Raw genomic sequence first — 23620 nt, 5'->3', positions numbered from 1 at the left:
CGCCATTCACAAGCTCGTCTTTCCCTGCCGTCGGACTCTAGGTGGCTGGGTGAAGTCAGGGACCGTCGAGCGTATCGTGGTGCAGCCGACGCACTGGCGCTCTTGGGCCAAGTAGGTTACGTCACCTGCCGCATTAGGCGGCCAGTGGCTTCCAGCGCTCGAACGTTGTAATGTTGGATGGTTCGAGGGCTTTGCCCGGGGGAATATGTCCGACAGCATCTGGTACCGCTATGGCACTGCCGCGGCAGCGGTCGCCCTCGTATTTGCAGTGCGCGCGGGCATGGACAACTATTTCGAGGATCGCTCCTTCACGATCATCTATGTTCCCGCCGTGCTGTTTGCCGCTTTCGCCGGTGGCCGCGGTCCGGCGATCCTTACCACGCTTCTTTGTCTTCTCATCAGCGCCAAGTTCCTGGGCAGAAGTCTGGTCACTGAGCCCGGAAATCTGATCGATATCGGGTGCTTTACGATCCTTGGTCCGATCCTTGGCTTCATGGGTGACCGCCTGCTGAGGGAGAGCGATCAAGCCCGAAATCGCCAGGCCCATCTGCAGTCGATCCTGGATACCGTCCCGGACGCGATGATCGTGATCGACGACCATGGCAGCATTCGTTCGTTCAGCGCGGCGGCCGAGCGCCTGTTTGGCTGGAAAACGGACCAGGTCATCGGAAAGAACATTTCGAGCCTGATGCCGCAACCTTATCGCGGCGAGCACGACCGGTATCTCGAACGCTATCTCACAACTGGCGAGCGACGCATCATCGGCATCGGCCGCATCGTGGTCGGAGAGCGGAGTGACGGCTCGACCTTTCCGATGGAGCTTGCCGTCGGCGAAGCCAAGGTACGCGGTGAGCGCTTCTTCACCGGCTTTATCCGGGATCTCACCGAACGTCGTGCGCAGGAGCGGCGGCTTCAGGAACTGCAATCGGAGCTGGTCCATGTGTCCCGATTGACCGCAATGGGCGAAATGGCATCGTCCATCGCCCATGAGATCAACCAGCCGCTATCGGCCATCACCAACTACATGCGCGGCGCGAAGGCACTGTTGGTCCCGGAGATGCCGGACGCGATGCGCATTCGAGACGCGCTCGAGCGTGCCGCGCAGCAAGCATTGCGGGCCGGCAACATCATCAAGCGCCTGCGCGAGTTCGTTGCCAAGGGCGAAACCCAGCACTCCGTGGAGAGCCCGGTCACGCTGCTCGAGGAGGCCGTCGCGCTGGCGCTGCTCGGTGCCAAGGAGCAAGGGGTTCGGGTGGCGATCCGCAGCGACCGCGACATACCCTCGATCATCGTCGACAAGATCCAGATCCAGCAGGTGGTGCTGAACCTGGTTCGTAATGCGATCGAGGCGATGGCTTCCAGTCCGCGCCGCGAACTGACGGTGGGAGTCACCAAGACGGATGGCGTGGCGACATTCATTGTGGCCGACACCGGGCCCGGGATCAGCCCCGATGTTGCTGACCGCTTGTTCCAACCCTTCATCACGACGAAAGAAAACGGGATGGGCGTGGGCCTCTCGATCTGCAGGACGATCGTCGAATCCCATGGTGGGCGCATCGTTGCGTTGCCAAACGCCGGCGGAGGTACGGTTTTTCAATTTACCCTCCCGTTTGCGGAGGACGGAGAAGAAGCATGACGACGCGCCGCACGATCCTTGTTATCGACGATGACCCCGCGATGCGGGATTCGCTCGCCTTTCTGCTCGATGTCAACGGCTTTTCCGTAACGACTCATGAGACAGCCGCCGATTTCCTCGATCATTTCGGGAGAAGCAACGTCGATTGCGTCGTATCCGATATCCGCATGCCCGGCATGACCGGCCTCGACCTGGTCCGCAAGCTTAAGGCCGATGCAGTGGCATGTCCGGTCATCCTGATGACAGGACATGGCGATGTCGCACTCGCCGTCGAGGCCATGAAGGCAGGTGCGATCGACTTTATCGAAAAGCCGTTCGAGGACGAGGTGCTTCTGCACGCAATCCGCGATGCCCTGGACTCGCAGCCAGCCAAACCGGCAGACGACACCGCCAAGCGCCAGGCGGAGACACGTCTCGCGGACCTGACACCCCGCGAGCGCGACGTTCTGAGAGGCCTGTTGGCGGGAAAGATCAACAAGGTGATCGCCCACGACCTCGGCATTAGTCCGCGGACGGTCGAAGTCTACCGCGCAAACCTGATGGCCAAGACCAGTGTCCGCAGCATGTCGGAACTCATGCGGATCGCGATCGCAGCTGGGCTGTAGAGATCGGTCGCAAGGCAAGCACGGCTTTGCGAGCAGCCTCGCACATCGAGGTGCCGCCGCTAGGCGGCGGCGGGCCGAGCTCGCTCAGCCGCGAGTATCGCAGTCAGTTCCTGCTCGATCTCGGCTGTCAGATTCAAACTGATCAACACCGAGCCACGATCCATACGCGCCACGACACCGCCAAGCCGGAATGAAAGTCCGTCGATCGCCAGTTCGACAGGCTCGCCGATCATTGCGTCCGGCAGTTCGCACTCAATCGACACCGCCCCCAACGACACATCACGAACTTCAATGCGCCTCGTCTCGCCGCGACGCGCCAGCGTGCCGGCCCGCTGGAAGACAACACGCGACCCGGCCCGGCGGTCGACATCTGTCGTCGAGGTACGGATGACACGAATAAGCGTCGTGCGCAGCTCGGTTACATTCTCCGCGATTGCCGCCGATCCGTCGTGTATTTCCGATGCCCGCCGTCCGGTTTCCACCGCTTCTGCCGAGACCGATGCAATCTGGGATGCGACCTCGCGGGCAGCGTGCGAGGTCTCTTCGACCGTCCGCGAGATATCGGCCGTGACCATGTTTTGCTCTTCGACCGCGACGGAGATCGCAGCCGACACGGATTCGACGCTGCGGATCATCTCGCCAATGGTGGTCATGGATGCAACCGAGGCATGCGTCGCCTCCTGGATCTCCGCGATCTGCTGAGCAATCTCACTCGTTGCCTTCGCCGTCTGTTCGGCGAGCGACTTCACTTCAGCCGCAACGACCGCGAAACCGCGGCCGGCAGTTCCGGCACGCGCGGCCTCGATCGTGGCGTTCAATGCCAGGAGGTTTGTCTGGCCGGCAATTTCGCTGATCAGGCTCGTTACCGTTCCCACTTTCGAGGCAGCTTCCGACAGCTTGGCGATCGTGGCCTGGGCTTGCGTCGATGCCGTCACGGCCTCCAGCGTCAACGAACGCGATGTCCCCACCTGATCGGCGATCCGCGAGATCGATGCGGCGAGCTGTGAGGATGCCTTTGCGACGGTCTGCGCGTTGGTGAGCGCCTCTTCGGCTGCGGCCGCGACACTGCTGCTGTTCCTCTCCAGCGTGAGCGCCGTATCCTTCATCATCGACGCGTTTCTGGCCATCCGATCCGTACCGGACGCAACCTCGCCGACAGCGGCTTTGGTGGCATTCTCGACGTTCTCGGCCATCTTCCGCAGCGCCGATGCCCTGGCTTCCTCGGCCGCGCGCCGCCTCTCTTCGTCCTGCTTCGCCTCGTCGCGCACCTTTTCGGCAGCCTTGATCCTGAACCGTTCGATCGAGCGGGCCATGTCGCCCAGCTCGTCGCGCCGCTCGAGTCCCGGGAGCACCATGTCGAAATCCCCCCTACTCAAACGGTTGAGGGCGCCCGTCATGGTGGCAAGGGACGCGGATACCCGCCGGGCAAGCAGCAGGGTTGTCAGTCCAACGGACAGCACGATCGCCGCAGCGACCATGATGACGCTTCTGGCCTGCTCCCAGAGCTGGGCCTGAAGATCGTCGATGTACACGCCCGTTCCGATCACCCAATTCCACGGTCGAAAGCCTGCGACAAACGACAGCTTCGGCTGCGGCGCATCCAGCCCCGGCTTTGGCCATTGATAGTCGACAAACCCCTCGCCTTGCCGTTTCACGATCTCGGCAAATTCGACAAACAGCCGCTTGCCTGTCGGATCCTTGATGTCACGCAAATCCGTGCCGTCGAGCTCCGGCTTGATCGGATGCTTGATCATCGTGGGTCCTAGATCGTTTATCCAGAAATAGTCTCCGTTCCCGAACCGTAGCGCGCCGATCCTGGCCGCTGCATTGCGGCGAGCAGTTTCGTCGGCAACTCCCCTGCCCGCGACAGCAGCGTGCTCCTCCTGCGCGATGTTCAGAGCCAATTGAATAAGGTGCCTCAGCTCGCTCTGCCGCTGGCCGCGCAAGGCGTCTGCGAGAGAGCTCGTCTGCACAACGGCAAGGCCGGTAAGTCCGCAAAGGCTGAGCCCGATGATTGCGTAGATGCGCTGCGCCAGAGAGATTCTGAGTTTCATTTTCTTGTCACCAGCCAAAGGCCCGTCCGAACTGATGAGGACTATTGAGCCGCACTACTTAGTTCACGTAAAGCGCACTATCGGAATTCAGCAACGGACCGATAATTTATTGATTGGACACGGCAAGAAGCCGCATCCAAATCCGGGCTATCACCAACCGGACGACGGATGACCGGTCGGCGGCCGGTGACAAGCGTTGGTCGGGAGCGGTATCGAACCGACCTCGATCATCAAGCAGTGTTCCTGCGCGACGGCAAACTGCTTGAGCAGTTGATCATGCTGCTGCTTCAGCGTCGCACGGGCACATCCCGCCGGGCACGCAGCGACGAGTTCGCCGACCTGAACGATCTGCAGCTCGAGCATCCGCATGATCTTTTGGATGGAGTGGTAAGCGTCCATGGCTGGCCGCCTCTCCCAATGCTGCTGCTGGCTTGATCCCGGAAAGCGTACAACTTTTCCCACTACCATCTCCAATCCAACGATGGGGGAAGAATGCATTCTGGCATCCCCTCCCTTGAACCAGACATTTTGTCTGGAAGCAGAAAGTCCGCATTGATCCAGGTCAAAACGAACGTCCCGTTGCAGATGAGCTAGATCAAAGGAGCAGCTGCGGTGTCATGCACTGATGCACAGCGTCCCGGTCTCACCGGGCCGCGACATCAAGAACGCCAATACGAGGAAACGCACGCTATTACCGGAGCAGTGGATCCGAGGGAGGGATCGATGGAAGAGATCACGCATTTCATTGCAGTGCCATATGACCGGGCCGACCGTGAGCTCGTTTCAGGTCAGCAGATCAAATGCGCTAACCCCAGTTCGGCGATAGAGCACGCCAAGCACTTGTGGAAGACATTCGGTCATGCCGGGGCTGCCGCGATTGTCCGTACCGGCCATCCAGAAACCAGAACCATGGTGCTGAGGACCTACGGCATGGTGCCACACGACCTGGAGCAGGAGCCTCGGCGGGTCGCGAGCTGACACGGACGACTTGTTCGCGCGAAACACGTCCGCATGACGAGGTTTCGCCGCCGGCGGTATCCCGTCAAGTCGAATTGACCTGACGCAAGGTTCGCACACGCTGGATCCTGCATTTTCCATGGAAAGAAAGGGCAGACATGCGCTCGGATCTCGCACGACAATACGGACAGGATCGGCTTCCCCGCTATACGAGCTATCCGACTGCGCCGCACTTCGGCCCCGCGATCGGTGTTGCAGATTATCGGAGATGGCTCAGATCCATTCCCACACGGCGCCCCGCCTCGATCTACCTGCATGTACCTTTCTGCCGATCCATGTGCTGGTACTGCGGCTGCCACACCTCGGTGATGAGGCGAGACGAACCAATTGCCCTTTACACCTCTGGCTTGCGCACCGAGGCGCATCTTGTCGCCGAAACCATCGGCCAGCGCCTCCCGGTCTCACACATCCACTTCGGCGGCGGTACGCCGACGATCATGGCGCCGGAGGCGTTCGCCGACCTCGTCGGCGCGCTGCGCTATTCCTACTTCGTGCTGCCTGATGCTGAGATCGCGGTCGAGATCGATCCGCGCACCCTCACGGAGCCGATGGCCGAGGCTCTCGGCTTCAGCGGCGTCAACCGCACAAGCCTCGGCGTACAGAGCTTCGATCCCGATGTCCAACGCGCCATCAACCGCATGCAGAGTTTCGAGCAGACGGCAACATGCGTCGAACGTTTGCGGCGGGCCGGCATCGACAAGCTCAACTTCGATCTCCTCTATGGGCTGCCGCTCCAGACCGTGGATTCGTGCCTGGATACGGTCGCCAAATGCATCGAGCTCCGTCCCGACCGCTTCTCGGTGTTCGGCTACGCGCACATTCCGTCGTTCAAGAAGCACCAGCGTGCGATCGATGAAAGCATGCTTCCCGGCAGCGCAGACCGCCATCTGCAATCGGAAGCGATTGCAGATGCCCTCGTCGGCGCCGGCTACGTGCGCATCGGCTTCGATCACTTCGCTCTGCCGGAGGATGGTCTCGCGGTGGCGAAACAGGACGGCCGGCTGCGCCGGAACTTCCAGGGTTACACGGACGATTGCGCGGAAACGCTGATTGGCCTCGGCGCCAGCGCCATCGGACGCACGCCGCATGGGTTCGTGCAGAACGCCGTCGCGATCCGCGATTATCTGGCCTGCGTCGCCGAAGACCGACTCGCAATCGTGAAGGGCTATGCATTCACCGATGACGACCGCTTCAGAGCCGACATCATCGAGCGGGTCATGTGCGACATGGCTGTCGACCTCTCGCAAATCGCCCTGTCTCACGGCCGGGATCCGCAGACCGCGATCGTCGATCGACGACGGCTCGAGAGCTTGATCGCAGACGGCGCGATAACCGTGGACGACGGCCGGGTCTTCGTAAGCCACGGAGCGGAATTCCTGGTTCGCAGCGTCGCCGCCGCATTCGACGCCCACCTCGCGCGTTCGGTAGCAACTCACAGCCGGGCTGTCTGACCACGCTCCAGGACGATCGACAGATTTCCGGCGAAGAAGTTGCGCTGGCTCAGATCGCGGCGAAGCGTGACATGCTTGAAGACCTCACTGGCACGAGCAGCTCATTCTCCCTGGAGGTTGTCTCGATACTCAATGCCCGGCCGCTTCGGCCGGCTCTTTTTTGCCTCCGCGCGAGTTGGCGCAAGAGCGGCGCCGGAGCCATCGGGAAGCAATGTTTCCCGCAACCATGTAGCTGCTACGGCCGAACGTGGGTACACCCTCTGCGGGTCTGGCGGCCGATGGGTGACGGCTTCGCGGTACCCTTATGTCCTGCTCTTCGCCCGAGCTCCGCTCCGTGTTGTGGCGTGAGAAGCGCGTGCAGCTCGTATCCCCAGGGCTTCGCGAACATCATCGTCTTCAACAACATCCAGGAACCATCGGCGATCGGCGGAATCTTCGCAACGGACATTCGCGGTGTCCTCGTGGCGTGACGCTGGCTGCACGATAGGGAGTTTCACCGGGTGGGTCATGGCAACGCTCGTCAGAATGAGAGAACACCTGCCAACATCTGCAATGACCCGCACCGGTGCATTGAGCATCGTCAATTCGCAGGCATGACACGACGTGCCCTTCCGGGAAGTGGCCGCGACCGGGGTCTCGCAGTATCAGGTTCCACTTCGAGGCAATCTAGCCCGGTGGCGCGGATTGACACGCATGTTTGCGCTGGCTCAAGCCATTCCGGTCATATTGGCCCTCTAACATGGAACCGATGGACGCGTTCGAGATCATCCCTGAATCCTGCTTCGGGAGAACGACATGCAATTGACGACGACTTCAAACGAACAAGCACGTACGGATCATCTCGAGTTGCTCGATCGCTACTGGCGAGCCGCCAACTACCTTTCCGTTGGTCAGATCTACCTGCTCGCGAACCCGCTCCTGAGAGAACCGCTGAAGCCCGAGCACATCAAGCCTCGGCTGCTTGGGCATTGGGGCACCACGCCGGGCCTCAACTTCATCTATGCGCACCTCAATCGTGTGATCCGCACCTCCGATCTCGACGTCATCTACATCTGCGGCCCCGGCCATGGCGGCCCCGGCATGGTCGCCAACACCTATCTCGAGGGCACCTACACGGAAATCTATCCCGAGGTGACGCGCGACGCTGAAGGCTTGCGAAAGCTGTTCCGCCAGTTTTCCTTCCCCGGCGGCATTCCGAGCCATGCGGCGCCGGAAACGCCCGGGTCGATCCACGAAGGCGGCGAGCTCGGCTATGCACTCGTCCACGCTTACGGCGCGGCGCTCGACAATCCCGACCTGGTTGTCGCTTGCGTGGTCGGCGACGGCGAGGCTGAGACCGGCCCGCTGGCCGCGTCCTGGCATTCCAACAAGTTCCTCAATCCGGCGCATGACGGCGCGGTGCTGCCGATCCTCCACCTCAACGGCTACAAGATCGCCAATCCAACGGTGCTGGGCCGGATGACGGACGAGGAAGTCCGCCATCTCTTCGCAGGCTATGGCTACGAGGCCTTGTTTGTCGAAGGCGACGATCCGCGCACGATGCACCGGCTGATGGCCGACACGCTCGACACCGCGCTCGCGAGTATCCGCTCCATCCAGCAAGGCGCGCGCCAGCAGGCGTCGGGTTTCAAGCGACCGGTATGGCCGGTGATCGTGCTGCGAAGCCCGAAGGGATGGACCGGACCGAAAGAAGTGGACGGATTGAAGGTCGAGGGATTCTGGCGGGCCCACCAGGTGCCGATCGCCAATCCGCGTGGAATTCCCGAACACTTGAAACTGCTCGAACACTGGATGAAGAGCTACGAGCCCGACAAATTATTCGACGCCGACGGGCGGCTTGTAGCGGAGTTGCAGCAACTCGCGCCGCGGGGCGATCGCCGGATGGGAGCCAATCCGCACGCCAATGGCGGGCTGCTCAAGCGCGAGCTCAAACTGCCGGATTTCCGCGCCTATGCCGTCGACATCCCTCGTCCCGGCGGTGTCGTCGCCGAAGCCACCCGCGAGCTCGGCAAGTTCTTGCGCGAGGTCGTCAAGCTCAACGCAGTCGCGCGCAATTTCCGCATCATGGGGCCAGACGAGACCGCATCCAACCGGCTCGACGCGGTGTTCGAGGTCACCGACCGGGTCTGGATGGAAGGCATCGAGCCCTACGACGTCCACCTCGCCCGTGACGGCCGCGTAATGGAGGTATTGAGCGAGCACCTTTGCCAGGGCTGGCTCGAAGGCTATCTGCTCACCGGCCGCCACGGCTTCTTCTCCTGCTACGAAGCCTTCATCCACATCGTGGATTCGATGTTCAACCAGCACGCCAAATGGCTGAAGGTCTCGCGCGCGCTGCCATGGCGGCGCCCGATCGCCTCGCTGAACTATCTCCTCACCTCGCATGTCTGGCGCCAGGATCACAACGGTTTCAGCCATCAGGATCCCGGCTTCGTCGATCTCGTCATCAACAAGAAAGCCGACATCGTGCGCGTCTACTTCCCGCCAGATGCCAATACTCTGCTTTGGGTGGCCGATCACTGCCTACGCACCTATGACCGCATCAATGTAATCGTCGCCGGCAAGCAGCCTGCTCCGCAATGGCTGCCGATGCGCGAGGCGATCACCCATTGCGAGGCGGGCATCGGGATCTGGAAGTGGGCCGGCACCGAGGCGCCGAATGGCGAGCCCGACGTGGTGATGGCCTGCGCCGGCGACGTTCCGACACTGGAAACGCTCGCCGCTGTCGATCTCTTGCGTGAGGCGTTGCCGGATCTCAAAATCCGCGTGGTCAATGTCGTTGACCTGATGACGCTGCAGCCAAGGGAGCAGCACCCTCACGGCCTGTCCGACCGCGACTTCGACAGCCTGTTCACGCGGGACAAACCGGTGATTTTCGCCTATCACGGCTATCCCTATCTGATCCATCGCCTGACCTACAACCGCACCAACCATGCCGGCCTGCATGTGCGTGGTTTCGCCGAGGAGGGCACCACCACGACGCCGTTCGACATGGTCGTCCTAAATCAGCTTGATCGTTTCCATCTCGCGGTCGAAGCGATCGAGCGCGTGCCGGGCCTCGACATCGCTGCCGCTCACATCAAGCAACAATTCCGAGACAAGCTCATCGAGCACTCTCGCTACGTGCGCGAGCACGGCGAGGACATGCCGGAAATCCGCGACTGGGCTTGGCGCGACCGCGCAGATGGCGTCAAATCGCTCTGAGCGGGGAAGCCGCCAATGTCGGACAATGTCCTGGTGCTCAACGCCGGTTCTTCCAGCATCAAGTTCGGCCTGTTCGACATCGGACCGGCCGAGCCGGAGCTGAGATGCAAGGGCGTGCTCGACGAACAGGAGAAGGCGCCGCGCATCGTGGTGACCGACCCATCGGGCAAGCAGCTGTTCGAGAAACGCCGCTCCTGCGACGAAACGACCGATCACGGTCTGCTCGCCGATATCTTCAGCTGGGTCGACGATTATCTCGAGGCCGACCCGCTCGTCGCGGTTGGCCATCGTGTCGTCCACGGCGGACGGGACTTTTCCAGCCCCATCGCGCTTGATGAACGAACCATCACGGCGCTCGACGCGCTGACGCCGCTGGCGCCGCTGCATCAGCCACGCTGTCTCGCCCCGGTCCGGGCAGTGCAATCGCTGCGGCCCGGACTAGCGCAAATCGCCTGCTTTGACACCGCCTTTCATCACGGCCTGACGCCGCCTGCCAGCCGGTTCGCCATTCCCCGGAGCCTTGAAGAGCGCGGTATCCGCCGCTACGGATTCCACGGACTTTCCTTCGAATATGTCGCAGACCGCCTCACAACGCTCGCCCCGACGCAGACACGTATGGTGATCGCGCATCTCGGCAACGGCGCCAGCCTCTGCGCCCTGCAGAACGGCAAGAGCGCCGACACCACAATGGGTCTGACTCCACTCGACGGCCTTGTGATGGGGACGCGCTGTGGGACGATTGATCCTGGGATTCTGCTTTATCTGATGCAGGAAGAGAAGATGACGGTCGACGAGGTGCAGCACCTGTTGTACGACGGTTCGGGCCTGCTCGGTGTCTCCGGCGTGTCAGCCGACATGCGCACCCTGCTGACAAGCCGCGAGCCTGCCGCGCGCGAAGCCATCGAGCTCTTCACTTTCCGCGTTGCCGCTGAAGTCGCCGTGATGGCGAACACGATGGCCGGCCTCGACGGCTTGATATTCACCGGCGGCATCGGCGAGCATGCCGCCGAAATCAGGCAGCAAATCTGCGACCGGCTTGCCTGGCTCGGTGTCCGGCTCGATCCGGCGGCAAATGCGAAGGGGGCGGCGCGCATTGCAGCTCCAGGCAGCCTGGTGGACGTGTTGGTCGTTCCGACCAACGAGGAGATGAGTATTGCTCGACACTGCCGCCGATTGCTCGTTGCTGGCCCCTAGCCTCGCTCCCGGCTTGCCGCCGCGCCGCCACGTCCGCCGGCTTCCGCTCACTCAGATTCCGGATTCCTGCATGATGCGTTCAATCTCGGCGAGGAGCTGGCGAAGCTCGTCGACCGAGAAAGTTTCAAGGATGTCCGCGATCTGCTCCCGCAGTTGGATTTGCTCGTTAACTTGTCTCAGATTGTCCCGGTCATTCTGTGCCATTGCTCCCCTCGGCAAAATCGGGCCGGAGCGTCCCGGCTATCGGCCGCCGGCAAGTGCCATCGCGATGCACCGGCGCTGGCGCCTGCGTAGCGCAGCCGAATGCGTCAATCACTTAAGGGGAAGTACTTAGTTCCCGCTCAGGACCTCGGCACTCATGCCCCCGATGATGTCCACGTGACGAGCTTGCGCGCCAATGCACCGAAGGCATTGTCGAAGGCGGTTGCGGCATTGTCGGGCGAGAGAGCCGCGAGGGGGGCAGTTTCCTCGAACAATTGTGCAGCCTTGATCTGCCCATCGGAGCCCACGATCTTCGCCGACAGCGCCATGACCGCCTTCGGCTGCGGCCCAAGCGCGATCTCGAAGCGCCGCAAATCGATCAGCAGGCGCGGGACGCCCTCAACGGAGCTGTCGGCACGCAACGGCGCGTGAGAAATGTCATAGTTTTCAAAGCTCTGCTGAAGGCGCGCTTGCAGCAGCACCGGCAAGCTGTCGCCCCATTGTGCGTCCGCGAAGCCGGCGACGTCCTCGTCAGGCGTAAACAGGAAACGCTGCGTTTGCAGACGCGCGATCGCGGTCGGCTCCGCCATCACCATGGGGGAAGGCAACGATCCGCCGTGCTGCGGGCCGAATTCCGCAACGGCGTGAAGATCGTAGACAACCTTGCGGGGCGCAGGAGCTCCACCCGTCATGCGCTCCAGCCCCGCCACGATGCCGTCGAGCTTCGGCGTGTTGCGTGCCAGCCCCTCGGCAAAGGTGCCGAGGTTCTCAATCGTGCTGTGCAGCGGCGCGGAATTCTCCGACAGGACGGCATCGACCCTGCGCAGCGCATCGCGGGCAGCTTGCGTCAGGCTCCGCCCGGCGCCCTTTTCGGCGACCAGCGGCGCGCGCGCCGGCGGCGCTGCGGGATCATCGCCCCCCTCTAGCGCGATCACCGGGACGCCGGTCAGGCCCTGGAAATCAACGCCGACACGCGTGTCGCTATGCACCGGCGTGCGCTCGGCGACGGCGATCGTGGCGTGAACCTCGCGAGGGCGCTCCGGCACCAGTTCGAGCGCGGTCACCTCGCCGACGCGAATGCCGTTGAAGAGCACGCCCGCACCAACGAGGAGCCCCGGCACGGGATCCGTGAACACGAGTTGGTAGCTCTCTCGCTTGCCGATGCCGCCGACATTGTCCAGCCAGTAGACAAAGCCGAACACGGCGACGATCGCCGACAATACGAATGCACCGACGACAACATAGGGCGCGCGAATTTCCATATCCATCTCCCCTGCCTAGGTGCCAAAACCAAGCGTCTGGGCCCGCGCACCGTGAAAGTAAGCCTTGACCCAGGGATGGTCGGATTCGAGCACGGATGACAGCGGCCCCACCGTTACGATTCGCCCCTCGGCGAGTGCGGCGACCCGGTCGCAAATCGCCTGCAAGCTGTTGAGGTCGTGCGTCACCATGAACACTGTGAAGCGAAGCGTCCGGTGCAGCGTTCTGATCAGGGCATCAAACTCGCCCGCCGCGATCGGATCGAGGCCGGAGGTCGGCTCGTCCAGAAACAGCAGGGCGGGATCCAATGCGAGTGCGCGGGCCAGCGCGACCCGCTTGGTCATGCCGCCCGAGAGCTCGGAAGGAAACTTGTCGCCGTCCGCGCGGGAGAGACCCACCATCTCCAGCTTGGCATCCGCGATCTCATCGAGGAGCCGCGGCGAGAGATGCGCATTCTCGCGGAGCGGAAATTGAACATTCTGCCGCGCCGTCAAAGCCGAGAACAGCGCGCCTTGTTGGAACAGGATACCCCAGTTCCGCTCACCTTTCCCGTGGTCGACATAGTCGATTTGCCCGCCACGTTTCGGCAGCAGGCCGACCAAGGCTCGCATCAGCACTGATTTTCCGCCGCCTGACGCACCGACGAGACCTAGGATCTCGCCCTGCCTCACGTCAAGATTGAGATGGTTGAGGATCGTCTTGCTGCCGAAGCCAACCACCAGATTGCGGATATGGATAGCCGTCGAGCCCATGCTACATCCCAATCGAGGCGAAGAAGACGGCGAACAGTCCGTCGAGCACGATGACCAGGAAGATCGATTTCACGACCGACGCAGTCGTCTGCTGTCCCAACGACTCTGCGCTGCCTTTGACACTCAGTCCCTCCACCGCGGCGACAAGTCCGATCACGAGCGCCATGAATGGCGCCTTGATGATACCGACTTCAAAATGCGTGATGGAGACCGCGTCATGCAGGCGCGCGATGAAGATTGCCGGACTCATGCCACCATAGAGCCAGGCGATTAGCCCGCCGCCATAGAGCGCGGCGAGCGATCCGAGAAAGGCAAGGATCGGCAGCGCCACCACGAGCGCCAGCACCCGCGGCAAGATCAGCACCGCGACCGGATCGAGCCCCATGGTACTGAGCGCGTCGATCTCCTCGCGCATCTTCATGGCACCGATCTCGGCCGTATAGGCACTGCCCGATCGTCCAGCCACCATGATGGCGACGATCAGCACGCCGATCTCGCGCAGCACAAGGATGCCGACCATGTCGACGACATAGGACTCGGCGCCGAAGCGACGGAAATGGAAGATCCCCTGCTGAGCGATGATGGCCCCGATCAAGAAGGTAATCAGCGCCATGATCGGCACCGCTTGCCAGCCCACCCGGCCGAGCTGATAGAAGGTCGACGTCAGCCGAAACGACCGCGGATGCCTGAGCACCGCGAACAGCGCTGCGCTGAAAGCGCCGAGCATATGCAGGAAGGCCCCGGAATCGGATACCAGCCGCCTGCTGCCACGACCGACCTGGTCGAGTTTCTCCAGCAGGGGGTTTATGGATTTGCGTTCACCGCGCTCGGCACGGTTCAGCCCCCGCACTTCTTCCAACAAATCGCCATACGGGCCGTCCACGCCGGTCAGCGCCGCTCTGGTTGGACCGCCACGGGCCAATCTTTCAAGCAGCCAGGCCCCGACGGTGTCGAGCGTAGTGACGCAGCGTAGATCGATCGCTCCGATATCCGCGTCCGCCGCGCGCTCGCATAGCCGTTCCAACACCTCGACGTTCGCAACGTTCCACGCCCCGCCTGCCGCAAGCACGCGCGGATCGTCCTCATTCGCTTTCAGGACCGGAGAGTTGAGCAATAGGCCGACTCCAACTTGGAAAGCCAAGTATAGGAAGCCGAGGTCGGCAGTGTTTGACCCAACGCAACTGGTTCACGGCTTGGAGCTGTTCTTGACGAAAATCAACCGCTTGGCGAGCCAGAAGATTACGTTCTGGCGGATTGGCCCGGCAGCAAGGGCCCGTTAGGGAGATTTCAATGAACCGTCCAGCCTTCAGGCCTCTGCAGAATACAGCGTTGCCGCACTCGTTCAGGGTGATCCGCCTCGGACGCGCTCGCGAACATGACCACCCCGAGGGCGCACCTGCGATCGGCTATATCATTGTTGCTCCGCTAGACGCAGCGTCGCGGATCGATGTCGAAACCTGGAAGACCCATCGCGAGGCCTGCCGCGTCGTTCGCCAGCGGCCCGCCGAGGACGATCAGCTCGGCCACCTCGTACATGGTCCGGGCGGCAGCTGGCGTTTCCATTATGACGTGGCCGGCACGGCCGCCGACGAGGCCGGGCATCATTTCGGGGACGAGCGCTTCACGCTCGGCGAATATGTCTCTGTCCGCGAAGCGGACGGCATGCATCCCTATCGCGTCGTCGCCGTCACACCGCTTTGATCGGTTCCGGTCTGATCAGGATGTCGGTCCCTACGGCATCCGCCACCGGAAGGGAAAGGTCGAGGACGACATTGACGACCCGGTGGTCGGTCGGTTCTTTCGTGGCGGTGAATCCGAGCTCATGACACATGCTCAGCATGGTTGTGTTCTCGATCAACACCTCGCCGGACAGGCGTTTCAGTCCCTCCGACCTCGCGTAGCGGATCAGGAGCTGCATCAACGCCCATCCAAGGCCTTTTCCCTTGAGGTCGGACTGTAGCAGGATGGCGTACTCCGCGGTCTGGTAGAGTGAATCCGAGTGAAGCTGGACTGCACCCAGGATCTCGCCGGTCTGCGGATCCAGCGCGACGAAGGCCATCGCGCGGGCATAGTCGAGCTGGGTCAGGCGCGCGATGAACGAGTGAGAGAACTGCTTCACCGCGTGGAAGAAGCGCAGCCTGAGGTCCTCGATGGTCACGCGTTTGAAGAAGGCCTCGACCATGGGCTCGTCTTCCGGCCGCATCGGCCGGACCGCGACCCGGAAACCATCTCGCAAGCTGAGCTGACCTTCCCATTGCGATGGGTAGGGCCGCACGGCGAGCCGGGTCTGACCGGCAAACAGCCGCGCCGGCTTGCGGACCGCCACGCGCGCGTCGAGCGCCAGCACGCCGGTTTCGTCCGCCAACAGCGGATTGATGTCGAGCTCGGCGATTTCGGGAATATCGGCCGCCATCTGCGCCAGCTTGACGAGCGTAAGCGGCACGACGTCGGCAGGAACTGCCGGCACATCGCGGTAGGCTGCAAGCAATCGCGAGACCCGCGTGCGCCCGACCAGGTCACGGGCCAGATTCATGTCGAGCGGCGGCAGCGCCAGCGCCTTGTCGTTGATCACCTCGACCGCCGTCCCGCCGCGACCGAACACGATCACCGGGCCGAAGGTCGGATCATCGGCAATTCCGACGATCAGTTCCCGAGCAGCACGCCGCACGATCATCGGCTGGATCGTCACCCCCTGCAGGCAGGCATCCGGGCGAGCGCTCCGGGCGCGCGCCAACACCGTCCTCGCTGCCTCGGCGACGCTTTCGCGGGTCCGCAGACCGAGGATGACCCCGCCGACATCCGACTTGTGCGTGATGTCGCGCGAGAACAGCTTGACGGCGACCGCGAGCCCCTTGGTCAGGAACGGCCCAGCCTTGTCTGCGGCATCGTCGGCGTCGCGGGCGGCGACCGTCGGAACAACCGGGATGCCATAGGCCTCGAACAGCGCGACGATCTCGACCGGATCGAGCCACTGGCGCTCCTCCGATAGCACCTGCGCGATCACGCGCCGCGCCGCCGTAATCTCGGGCGTAAACGTCGAGGCGATGCTTGGCGGAGTGGCGGAAAGCGCGAGCGACGCCTCGCGATACCGTACCAGGTACATAAAGGCGCGCACCGCGTCGTCCTCAGTCGGAAAATGCGGGATGCCGGCGGCCTCGAAGGTCGCACTCGTGCGTTCGTCAGTGCCCGCCCACGCTGCAAGCACCAGCGGAGCTACCACACTCCTTTTGGCGCGGAAGTCGCCGACACGCCGTGCCACGGCTTCGGCGATGCCCTCAGCCGGCGCCACGGCCGTTTCCACATTCATAACCAGAACAGCGTCGCTATTGGCGTCCTCGAGCAGGGCGTCAAGTGCGGATATGTAACGTGCAGCATCCGCATCGCCGGAAATGTCGACGGGATTGCCATGCGACCAATTGGGCGGCAGAACCTTGTCGAGCGACGCGACCGTATCGGCGGACAAGTTGGCGGCCGCACCGCCCAATTCCGCGAGCCGGTCGATCGCAAGGACGCCGATCCCGCCGCCATTGGTCAGAAGCGCGAGGCGGTTGCCGCGCGGGACAAAGCCGCGGCCGAGGAGCTCGGCACAATCGAACAACTGACGCAAGTCGTACACGCGAAGCATGCCGGCGCGACGAAAGGCGGCGTCATAGACAGCATCCGATCCGGCCAGCGCGCCGGTGTGGGTGGCCGCCGCCTTGGCACCCACCGCCATTCGCCCCGATTTGACGACGATCACCGGCTTCAGTCGCGCAGCGGCGCGCGCCGCCGACATGAACTTGCGGGCATCCGTGACGCTCTCGATGTAGAGCAGGATTGCGTTGGTATGGTCGTCCTGCGCGAAATAGTCGAGCAAGTCGGCAACGTCGACATCGAGCTGGTCGCCGACCGATACGATGCCCGAAAAGCCAAGCCGCCGTTCGGCCGCCCACTCGATCATCGCCGCCGCAATAGCGCCGGATTGCGAGATCAGCGCCACGCGTCCATCGGATGGGCGGTGCGCAGCAAAGCTCGCATTGAGATTGGCGCGGGGTATCATCACGCCGATGCAATTGGGTCCGATCAGACGTATCCCGTGCATGCGCGCGGTCCGCGCGGCCGTCTCGGCAAGCGAGCCCGCGCCGTGGCCGAGACCGGCCGACAGGATCACCGCGCCGGCAACGCCAACCGCGGCGGCATCCGCGATGATCCCGGGGATCGCAACAGCAGGCGCCGTGATGACGACAAGATCCGGAACGAACGGGAGCGACTTCAGGTTTGGAACGGTCTCCGCGCCGTCGACCACGGCGTAATTTGGATTGACCACCGCGATTCGGCCGGCGAAGCCACTCGCCTTGAGGTTCATCAGAACAGCCAAGCCAAGTGACGATGGACGCGAACTGCCACCAACCACCGCGACAGTCCGAGGCGAGAAAACCCGCTCTAGACCAAACGTAGACATCGGACAGTCTCGCAGGGAACGAGCGGAGGCGTCTGCCGCTTCGTGCAGCGCGCCAGGGCTCGCATGACATCCTCGCGAGCAATAATGCCGAGCAGGTGGTGATACTTGTCAATCACGGGAAGACTTTTGAGCCGATGGGTCACCATCAGCTGCAGAACGCGCTGGAGGTTGGTGTCCGGTTGGACTGAAATCACGTCGCACGACATGATCTCGTCGACCGTGGTTCCCATACGATCGTCGTAATGCGGCAGTATGTGATCAGTCGTGCAGGTGAACACCTTTAGCGCATCGAGCTTGGTGACGAACCCGACCACGGTATCGTCACGCAAGACGGGGTAGGCATCATGATCTTCCTTTGCGAACAGCCGATACAGGTCACCCACGGTCATTTCGGGAGCGACGCTTCGCACTGACCTCGTCATGTTGTTCGCAACGGTCTCCTGCAGGAATTCGTACATGGTTGATCCCTTCGGGTGGGCGGCTGTCCGTGGGCGCTTGGCGGCCAGACGAACAGCGCGTCCGCGATACCGGGCGAACCTAATCAGGAACGGCCGATCGGCGTTGACCAGGATCAAAACAGGGCTGATGTCACGTGATCAAAGAGAGGTTACGAACCTCAGAGAATCCCGTCATGCACGCGATGACCCTGCCCGCACGCGGCGCAAGGCTGCAGTATGTGGAACGGCCGGATCCTGTTCCCGGCCCCGGCGAAGTGCGCGTCAGGATCAGCGCTTGTGGCGTTTGCCGCACCGACCTTCATGTGGTCGATGGGGAACTGCCAAACATCATCTATCCGATCGTTCCCGGCCACGAGGTGGTCGGTCGCATCGATGCCTTGGGTCGCGGCGTAAGCGCCGGGCTTCTCGGTGCGCGCGTCGGCGTTCCCTGGCTCGGCTCAACCTGCGGGCACTGTCCATACTGCCGGGAGGGCAAGGAAAATCTCTGCGACAATCCCGTTTTCACCGGATACACGCGGGACGGCGGCTTTGCCACCCACCTGGTAGCGGACGCGCGCTACTGCTTTCCACTCGGCGAGCACGGCGAGGATGTCGAACTGGCGCCCCTGCTGTGCGCAGGCCTGATCGGCTGGCGCTCGCTTGTGATGGCCGGTCACGGCCGCAAGCTCGGCATTTACGGCTTCGGCGCGGCGGGACACATCGCAGCGCAGATGGCTCGCTGGCAAGGACGGGATGTCTACGCCTTCACTCGCCCAGGTGACGTCGAGGCTCAACGTTTGGCATTGTCGCTCGGCGCATGCTGGGCTGGAGCCTCCGAGGACAGGCCGCCCGCCGAGCTTGACGCCGCAATCATCTACGCGCCGGCCGGGCCTCTTGTCCCGCTTGCCCTGCGCGCATTGCGTAAGGGCGGACGCGTGGTCTGTGCCGGCATCCACATGTCGGACATTCCAAGCTTTCCCTACAACATTCTCTGGGGCGAGCGACAGCTCGTGTCGGTCGCCAATCTCACGCGACAGGACGGCAATGATTTTCTCAAGAGTGCAGCGAAGGCCGGCGTTCGAACACGTGTCACGGTTTTCCCGCTCGATCAGGCGAACGAAGCGCTCTCTCGCCTGCGTGACGGCAGGCTTGTCGGCGCAGCCGTTCTGAAGCCATGACGACGCCGGCGTCATCAACCGACGCGAGCGCGGGTGACGTCAGCCAGACCGCCGTGTTGTCGTTCCTGGCTGGAGGTCGGCCGAACTTGGCCGTACAACGGATCGACACCCATTGTTCGATCATTTTCCTCGAGCCATCGCGCGCCTTGAAAGTCAAGCGCGCGGTCAAGCTCCCATATCTGGACTTCTCGACATTGGAGAAGCGCCGTCGTGCTTGTGAAGATGAGATCACCGTCAACAAGCGCCATGCGCCTTCAATCTATCGTGGGGTGGTCCCGATCACGCGTGAACGCGACGGCTTGGCGATCGGAGGCGTCGGCCCCGTCGTTGAGTGGGCCGTTGAAATGGTTCGCTTCGACGAAAGCGAGACTCTCGACCGCCTTGCATCGGGCGTCCTTGAACCAGAACTTGGCGACGATTTGGCCGCCGTCCTGCTCGATTCTCATCGGGTTGCTGTCATCAGCGAGGGATCGAACTGGCTTGCCTCGCTACCCGTGATCGTAGGTCGCAACACGGAACAGTTTCGCAGCATACCAGACCTTGCCCGCGACCGGATCGACAAACTGCACCAGTTGAGCCATCGCGAAATAGCACGAAATCGCGAGCTCCTGCGTGCCCGCGCTGCGTCGGGGCAGGTGCGGCACTGCCACGGCGACGCACACCTCGGCAACATCGTCATGATTGACGGCAAGCCGGTCCTGTTCGACGCGATCGAATTTGATCCTGATATCGCGACAACGGATGTGCTGTACGATTTCGCGTTCCCTCTGATGGATCTGTTGGCGTTTGGAAGCGATGCCGTCGCCAACAGACTATTCAACAGCTACATGCAGGCCGCCTGGGCCGAACAGTCGGCTGCGCTCTGCCTGCTGCCGCTGTTTCTCTCTGTTCGCGCGGCAATTCGCGCCAACGTGCTGTTCACTAAACAGCGGCAACATCCGCACGATCGAACGATCGCCACGATTGCGAACAGATACTTCGACCTCGCACTGCGGCTGATCACCCCCGAGCACCCCATCCTTCTTGCGATCGGCGGAAAATCAGGTACTGGCAAAAGTGTGCTGGCCCGTGACATCGCTCCCTTGATCGGACCGCCACCCGGCGCGCTGATCCTGCGATCAGACGTCATTCGCAAGCGACTTCATAACATGAGCGAGCACACGGCCCTGCCCGCAGCGGCGTATACCCTGAAGGCTTCCGATCGCGTCTATCAGGCAATGCTGGAGCAAGCCGCGCGAACCCTGGCCCAGGGGGTCTCGGTGACACTCGATGCGGCATTCCTGAGATTGACCGAGCGCGATGCCGCAGAGGTCATCGCCCGGAGCGCCCGAGTTGAATTTCGCGGCATCTTCCTGACCGCAGATCGCGCAATGCGGCTGCATCGCGTGGCATCGCGGCGACACGACGCGTCGGATGCGACCGCCGACGTGGTCCGGCTTCAGGAGAACATCGAGACCGGAACGATTGGTTGGAGCGTCGTAGACGCGTCCGGCACACCGGCGATCACGCTTGAACGCAGCACATCTTGTCTGCGAACGGCTTCGCAGGCGGTAGATCACCTTAAGGGAAACTCCTGAATTGGTTGATGCTGTCGGGTCTGGCACCATCCCTCCGCCAACAGGAGGACCTCCATGAAACGCCGATTGAGCTTTATCTTCGTCGGTAGCGCGATCCTCGCGGTCGCACTCGCTTTGTTCTGCAACTGGTACTTCCCGGACGTGGTGCCGCTTGCCACGACCGAGCCGGCGCCCCATGGCTGGCGGCTTGACGCGGCTTTTGCCGTATCCACGGTCAGGTGGACCGCGGCATTTGTCGCTGCGTCATGTGCAGTAGCACTGATGTTAATGAACGTCACCAAGCGCCCAAACAAGCTCGAGGGACGCTAGACGATTCCTTTCGAAGCGTTCTCGGCATTCGCAATCGACTCTCCGAAGGCCGGCTTAGAGCCGGCCTTCGGCCGTTGGATCGTCGCGAAAGCTACTCGTGCAATGCGAGGCCTCCATCCGCCGTCCGCCATGGTGAACGGCGCATCAGCCAGGCCTCCCGAAGCCGTGGGTTGTCAGGCTTGTCGCCGCCACAGGCTCCAGAGACTGCCGACGAGCAAGACCCCGGTCACGAGCAAGATAACCACGAACATTTGCATGATGTCGAACTTCAGGGAGTCACGAGCGACAAACAACGCGGTGATGAATCCCGCTATGGCAAGGAAGATACGAAGGATCAGGCTCATGACTTCCTCCTGGAGCCGCAAGGGCCTGGCGCCGACAACCATGACGCTGCAAGCCCATCTCGTAATACCGTAGTGGTTCTCGCCAGCGAGCAATTGCGACGGATCAACTCCGCCCGCGGCGCACCTTGCCGGATCAATGCTCCAGAACATACTGCCCAGGTGCATCCTCGAGCGGCGGTCCACCCTCGGGCGTATGAAGCGACGGCTGCGCCGCTACCCAGGCATCTGAATGCGCCGTGAGGAAGCGAACCCACTCCAGCCACCAGGATCCCTCGCGATGCGGCGCCTTCTGCAGCCACTCGTCGGGTCCGACATAGGGTTGATCCTTCTTCTTCTCCAGCACCTGATAGGTGTGACCGTCCTCCGAAGGCGGGGCCACTATGCCGGCATTGTGACCGCCGCTCGCCAGCGCGAACGTAATATCGGCCTCAGCGAGCAGATGGATCTTGTGTACCGACCGCCACGGCGCCACATGGTCACGCATTGTGCCGACGACGAACATCGGAACACGGAGGTCGGACAGCGCGACCGGCTGCCCGTCCACCACGTACCGGCCCTCGGCGAGGTCATTGTCGAGAAACAGCTTGCGCAGATAATCCGCATGCATCCGGTAAGGCATCCGCGTGGCGTCGGCATTCCACGACATCAGATCGCTTGGAGCGTCCCGTTGGCCGATCAGATAGTCGCGCACCAGACGCGACCAGATCAAGTCGTTCGATCGTAGCAGCTGGAACGCACCGGCCATCTGCGGCGCATCGAGCACGCCGCGCCGCCACATCATATCTTCGAGAAACGCAACCTGGCTCTCGTTGATGAACAGGGTCAGCTCACCCGCCTCGGTGAAATCGACCTGGGCCGCCAGCAGCGTCACCGATCGCAGGCAACCGGGCCGCTCCTTCTGCAGACGGGCCGCGGCGATCGCGAGCAATGTACCGCCGAGGCAGTAGCCCGTGGCGTGGATCGCGCGTCCGGGAGCGATCTGATTGATCGCGTCGATTGCGGCTTCGACCCCGAGCCTGCGATAATGATCGAGGCCAAGATCACGGTCGGCCGGCCCCGGGTTGCGCCATGAGATCGCAAACACAGTGAAGCCGCGTTCAACCAGGAAGCGGATCAGGGAATTCTGCGGGGAGAGATCGAGAATGTAATATTTCATGATCCAGGCCGGTATGATCAGCAACGGCTCCGGGCAGACATCCGCGGTCACGGGCGCGTATTGGATCAGCTCGATCAGCTCGTTGCGGTAGACGACCTTACCCTCGGTCGCCGCAACGTCCTTGCCGACCACGAACCGGGCAGGCTCGGATGACTGGCTTCCGAACCGCTTTCTGCAATCATCCAGCCAATTGTGCCAGCCCGAAACGAAGTTGCCGCCGCCCGAATCCATCATCTGGCGCAGAACTTCGGGGTTGCTGAGCGCGAAGTTGGACGGAGCTGCGGCGTCGAGGCATTGTCGGATCACGAAATCCACGATCGCGGCATTTCCCTTCGAAACGCCATGCAATCCGCTTGCCGCCGAATGCCACCACTGCTCGCCGAGCAGAAACGCCTGGGCCACGATATTGAAGGCCGGCAACGTCCAATCCGCGCCTGAGAATCGGTGGTCGCTAGGTTGCGGCTTGACCATGAACCAGGGCTGCCAGGCAGCATGCGGCGTCAATACCATGCGCGCGAAACGTGAACCGTCGCCCAATGCCTTCAGGGCAAGCTCAAGCCGCTTGCCGGGCGACGCGGCGAGATGCAGCTGCCAATCGGCGAAGGCAAGCGCAAGGCCCGCGGGTGAGAGCCCGCCGGTCCACTGCGCAATCGCCGCGTGGACCAGATGGTCCATCGATTCGGCGCCGCTCAATGCCTCCCGTTCAGACGGCACAGGAGCAGGCGCTCCGGCCGCAACCGAATCGTCATTGGCAGGGGACGCTGCTTGGTCGAGAATTGCATTGACTGTCACCGCTCGCCTCCT

20 protein-coding genes are annotated in these 23620 nt (G+C 62.5%); 10 read left to right on the top strand and 10 right to left on the bottom strand.

Annotated elements, in window-relative coordinates:
* Positions 1–205: 205 nt before the first annotated feature.
* Positions 206–1636 carry a PAS domain-containing sensor histidine kinase gene (locus ACTUWL_RS21180; protein WP_021078575.1) on the top strand — a complete coding sequence of 477 codons (1431 nt, stop codon included), beginning with the start codon at positions 206–208 and terminating at the stop codon, positions 1634–1636.
* The gene (gene fixJ / locus ACTUWL_RS21175; protein ID WP_021078576.1) at positions 1633–2241 is read left to right on the top strand and encodes a response regulator FixJ; all 609 of its coding nucleotides are present in this window, start codon (positions 1633–1635) and stop codon (positions 2239–2241) included. The genes ACTUWL_RS21180 and fixJ overlap by 4 nt, the downstream gene beginning before the upstream one ends.
* Positions 2242–2300: 59 nt before the next feature.
* On the opposite strand, the gene ACTUWL_RS21170 is transcribed toward fixJ, so the two are convergent.
* Both ACTUWL_RS21170 and ACTUWL_RS21165 read right to left on the bottom strand, forming a co-directional pair.
* Positions 2301–4295, bottom strand: coding sequence for a cache domain-containing protein (locus ACTUWL_RS21170; RefSeq protein WP_035651098.1), 1995 nt, complete (start codon positions 4293–4295; stop codon positions 2301–2303).
* 150 nt (positions 4296–4445) lie between these two features.
* The gene (locus ACTUWL_RS21165) at positions 4446–4694 is read right to left on the bottom strand and encodes a hypothetical protein (protein ID WP_021078578.1); all 249 of its coding nucleotides are present in this window, start codon (positions 4692–4694) and stop codon (positions 4446–4448) included.
* Between the two features lie 324 nt (positions 4695–5018).
* On the opposite strand from ACTUWL_RS21165, the gene ACTUWL_RS21160 reads away from it, so the two are divergent.
* From ACTUWL_RS21160 to ACTUWL_RS21145, 4 genes are all read left to right on the top strand, one after another.
* Complete coding sequence (locus ACTUWL_RS21160; protein ID WP_021078579.1) at positions 5019–5273, top strand: hypothetical protein; 255 nt, start codon at positions 5019–5021, stop codon at positions 5271–5273.
* Positions 5274–5410: 137 nt separating this feature from the next.
* Positions 5411–6763, top strand: coding sequence for an oxygen-independent coproporphyrinogen III oxidase (gene hemN, locus ACTUWL_RS21155; protein WP_021078580.1), 1353 nt, complete (start codon positions 5411–5413; stop codon positions 6761–6763).
* A gap of 795 nt (positions 6764–7558) precedes the next feature.
* Entirely contained in the window at positions 7559–9967 is a 2409-nt protein-coding gene (locus ACTUWL_RS21150) for a phosphoketolase family protein (protein WP_021078581.1), read from the top strand.
* 15 nt (positions 9968–9982) lie between these two features.
* On the top strand, positions 9983–11161 hold the full coding sequence (locus ACTUWL_RS21145) for an acetate/propionate family kinase (RefSeq protein WP_021078582.1): 1179 nt from the start codon (positions 9983–9985) through the stop codon (positions 11159–11161).
* 51 nt (positions 11162–11212) lie between these two features.
* Here the strand turns inward: ACTUWL_RS21145 and ACTUWL_RS21140 are convergent, their stop codons facing one another.
* The 4 genes from ACTUWL_RS21140 to ACTUWL_RS21125 form a co-directional block, all read right to left on the bottom strand.
* Positions 11213–11365: a hypothetical protein gene (locus ACTUWL_RS21140; RefSeq protein ID WP_021078583.1), complete on the bottom strand. Its 153-nt coding sequence runs from the start codon at positions 11363–11365 to the stop codon at positions 11213–11215.
* Between the two features lie 152 nt (positions 11366–11517).
* On the bottom strand, positions 11518–12624 hold the full coding sequence (locus tag ACTUWL_RS21135; RefSeq protein ID WP_021078584.1) for an ABC-type transport auxiliary lipoprotein family protein: 1107 nt from the start codon (positions 12622–12624) through the stop codon (positions 11518–11520).
* 15 nt (positions 12625–12639) lie between these two features.
* Positions 12640–13374, bottom strand: coding sequence for an ABC transporter ATP-binding protein (locus ACTUWL_RS21130; RefSeq protein WP_021078585.1), 735 nt, complete (start codon positions 13372–13374; stop codon positions 12640–12642).
* Position 13375: 1 nt separating this feature from the next.
* Entirely contained in the window at positions 13376–14488 is a 1113-nt protein-coding gene (locus ACTUWL_RS21125) for an MlaE family ABC transporter permease (RefSeq protein WP_021078586.1), read from the bottom strand.
* Between the two features lie 176 nt (positions 14489–14664).
* Between ACTUWL_RS21125 and ACTUWL_RS21120 the strand changes: the two genes are divergently transcribed.
* Positions 14665–15075 carry a 23S rRNA (-2'-O)-methyltransferase gene (locus tag ACTUWL_RS21120; protein ID WP_021078587.1) on the top strand — a complete coding sequence of 137 codons (411 nt, stop codon included), beginning with the start codon at positions 14665–14667 and terminating at the stop codon, positions 15073–15075.
* Here the strand turns inward: ACTUWL_RS21120 and ACTUWL_RS21115 are convergent.
* The gene (locus ACTUWL_RS21115; RefSeq protein WP_035651102.1) at positions 15062–17815 is read right to left on the bottom strand and encodes a bifunctional acetate--CoA ligase family protein/GNAT family N-acetyltransferase; all 2754 of its coding nucleotides are present in this window, start codon (positions 17813–17815) and stop codon (positions 15062–15064) included. The two genes, ACTUWL_RS21120 and ACTUWL_RS21115, sit on opposite strands and share 14 nt — an antisense overlap.
* Positions 17797–18273 (bottom strand): CBS domain-containing protein, encoded by a 477-nt coding sequence (locus ACTUWL_RS21110; protein ID WP_021078589.1) that lies wholly within the window; start codon positions 18271–18273, stop codon positions 17797–17799. The genes ACTUWL_RS21115 and ACTUWL_RS21110 overlap by 19 nt, the downstream gene beginning before the upstream one ends.
* 173 nt (positions 18274–18446) lie before the next feature.
* On the opposite strand from ACTUWL_RS21110, the gene ACTUWL_RS21105 reads away from it, so the two are divergent.
* From ACTUWL_RS21105 to ACTUWL_RS21095, 3 genes are read left to right on the top strand one after another with little or no spacing between them, the layout of a single operon-like run.
* Entirely contained in the window at positions 18447–19430 is a 984-nt protein-coding gene (locus ACTUWL_RS21105) for a zinc-dependent alcohol dehydrogenase family protein (RefSeq protein ID WP_021078590.1), read from the top strand.
* On the top strand, positions 19427–21007 hold the full coding sequence (locus ACTUWL_RS21100; protein ID WP_021078591.1) for a bifunctional aminoglycoside phosphotransferase/ATP-binding protein: 1581 nt from the start codon (positions 19427–19429) through the stop codon (positions 21005–21007). The genes ACTUWL_RS21105 and ACTUWL_RS21100 overlap by 4 nt, the downstream gene beginning before the upstream one ends.
* A 54-nt stretch (positions 21008–21061) precedes the next feature.
* A complete protein-coding gene (locus ACTUWL_RS21095; RefSeq protein WP_021078592.1) occupies positions 21062–21316 on the top strand; it encodes a hypothetical protein in 255 nt (84 codons plus the stop codon).
* A 173-nt stretch (positions 21317–21489) separates the two neighbouring features.
* Here ACTUWL_RS21095 and ACTUWL_RS21090 read toward each other — a convergent pair whose 3' ends face one another.
* Together ACTUWL_RS21090 and ACTUWL_RS21085 are read right to left on the bottom strand one after the other, a co-directional pair.
* A complete protein-coding gene (locus ACTUWL_RS21090) occupies positions 21490–21660 on the bottom strand; it encodes a hypothetical protein (protein ID WP_021078593.1) in 171 nt (56 codons plus the stop codon).
* A 133-nt stretch (positions 21661–21793) separates the two neighbouring features.
* On the bottom strand, positions 21794–23491 hold the full coding sequence (locus ACTUWL_RS21085; RefSeq protein ID WP_106940382.1) for a PHA/PHB synthase family protein: 1698 nt from the start codon (positions 23489–23491) through the stop codon (positions 21794–21796).
* Positions 23492–23620: the final 129 nt, after the last annotated feature.

It is taken from the genome of Bradyrhizobium sp. WCU1, from assembly GCF_053474805.1.
The sequence above is the reverse complement of the archived record's forward strand: the minus strand, read 5'-3'. Positions and strand labels throughout refer to the sequence as shown.

Bases quoted from the DNA above. Each gene is read 5' to 3' on its own strand.
- hemN (WP_021078580.1), top strand. From the start codon at position 5,411: ATGCGCTCGGATCTCGCACGACAATACGGACAGGATCGGCTTCCCCGC.
- ACTUWL_RS21165 (WP_021078578.1), bottom strand. From the start codon at position 4,694: ATGGACGCTTACCACTCCATCCAAAAGATCATGCGGATGCTCGAGCTG.
- ACTUWL_RS21150 (WP_021078581.1), top strand. From the start codon at position 7,559: ATGCAATTGACGACGACTTCAAACGAACAAGCACGTACGGATCATCTC.
- ACTUWL_RS21130 (WP_021078585.1), bottom strand. From the start codon at position 13,374: ATGGGCTCGACGGCTATCCATATCCGCAATCTGGTGGTTGGCTTCGGC.
- ACTUWL_RS21110 (WP_021078589.1), bottom strand. From the start codon at position 18,273: ATGTACGAATTCCTGCAGGAGACCGTTGCGAACAACATGACGAGGTCA.
- ACTUWL_RS21095 (WP_021078592.1), top strand. From the start codon at position 21,062: ATGAAACGCCGATTGAGCTTTATCTTCGTCGGTAGCGCGATCCTCGCG.
- ACTUWL_RS21180 (WP_021078575.1), top strand. From the start codon at position 206: ATGTCCGACAGCATCTGGTACCGCTATGGCACTGCCGCGGCAGCGGTC.
- ACTUWL_RS21140 (WP_021078583.1), bottom strand. From the start codon at position 11,365: ATGGCACAGAATGACCGGGACAATCTGAGACAAGTTAACGAGCAAATC.
- fixJ (WP_021078576.1), top strand. From the start codon at position 1,633: ATGACGACGCGCCGCACGATCCTTGTTATCGACGATGACCCCGCGATG.
- ACTUWL_RS21085 (WP_106940382.1), bottom strand. From the start codon at position 23,491: ATGGACCATCTGGTCCACGCGGCGATTGCGCAGTGGACCGGCGGGCTC.
- ACTUWL_RS21105 (WP_021078590.1), top strand. From the start codon at position 18,447: ATGCACGCGATGACCCTGCCCGCACGCGGCGCAAGGCTGCAGTATGTG.
- ACTUWL_RS21170 (WP_035651098.1), bottom strand. From the start codon at position 4,295: ATGAAACTCAGAATCTCTCTGGCGCAGCGCATCTACGCAATCATCGGG.
- ACTUWL_RS21135 (WP_021078584.1), bottom strand. From the start codon at position 12,624: ATGGAAATTCGCGCGCCCTATGTTGTCGTCGGTGCATTCGTATTGTCG.
- ACTUWL_RS21145 (WP_021078582.1), top strand. From the start codon at position 9,983: ATGTCGGACAATGTCCTGGTGCTCAACGCCGGTTCTTCCAGCATCAAG.
- ACTUWL_RS21120 (WP_021078587.1), top strand. From the start codon at position 14,665: ATGAACCGTCCAGCCTTCAGGCCTCTGCAGAATACAGCGTTGCCGCAC.
- ACTUWL_RS21090 (WP_021078593.1), bottom strand. From the start codon at position 21,660: ATGAGCCTGATCCTTCGTATCTTCCTTGCCATAGCGGGATTCATCACC.
- ACTUWL_RS21160 (WP_021078579.1), top strand. From the start codon at position 5,019: ATGGAAGAGATCACGCATTTCATTGCAGTGCCATATGACCGGGCCGAC.
- ACTUWL_RS21100 (WP_021078591.1), top strand. From the start codon at position 19,427: ATGACGACGCCGGCGTCATCAACCGACGCGAGCGCGGGTGACGTCAGC.
- ACTUWL_RS21115 (WP_035651102.1), bottom strand. From the start codon at position 17,815: ATGTCTACGTTTGGTCTAGAGCGGGTTTTCTCGCCTCGGACTGTCGCG.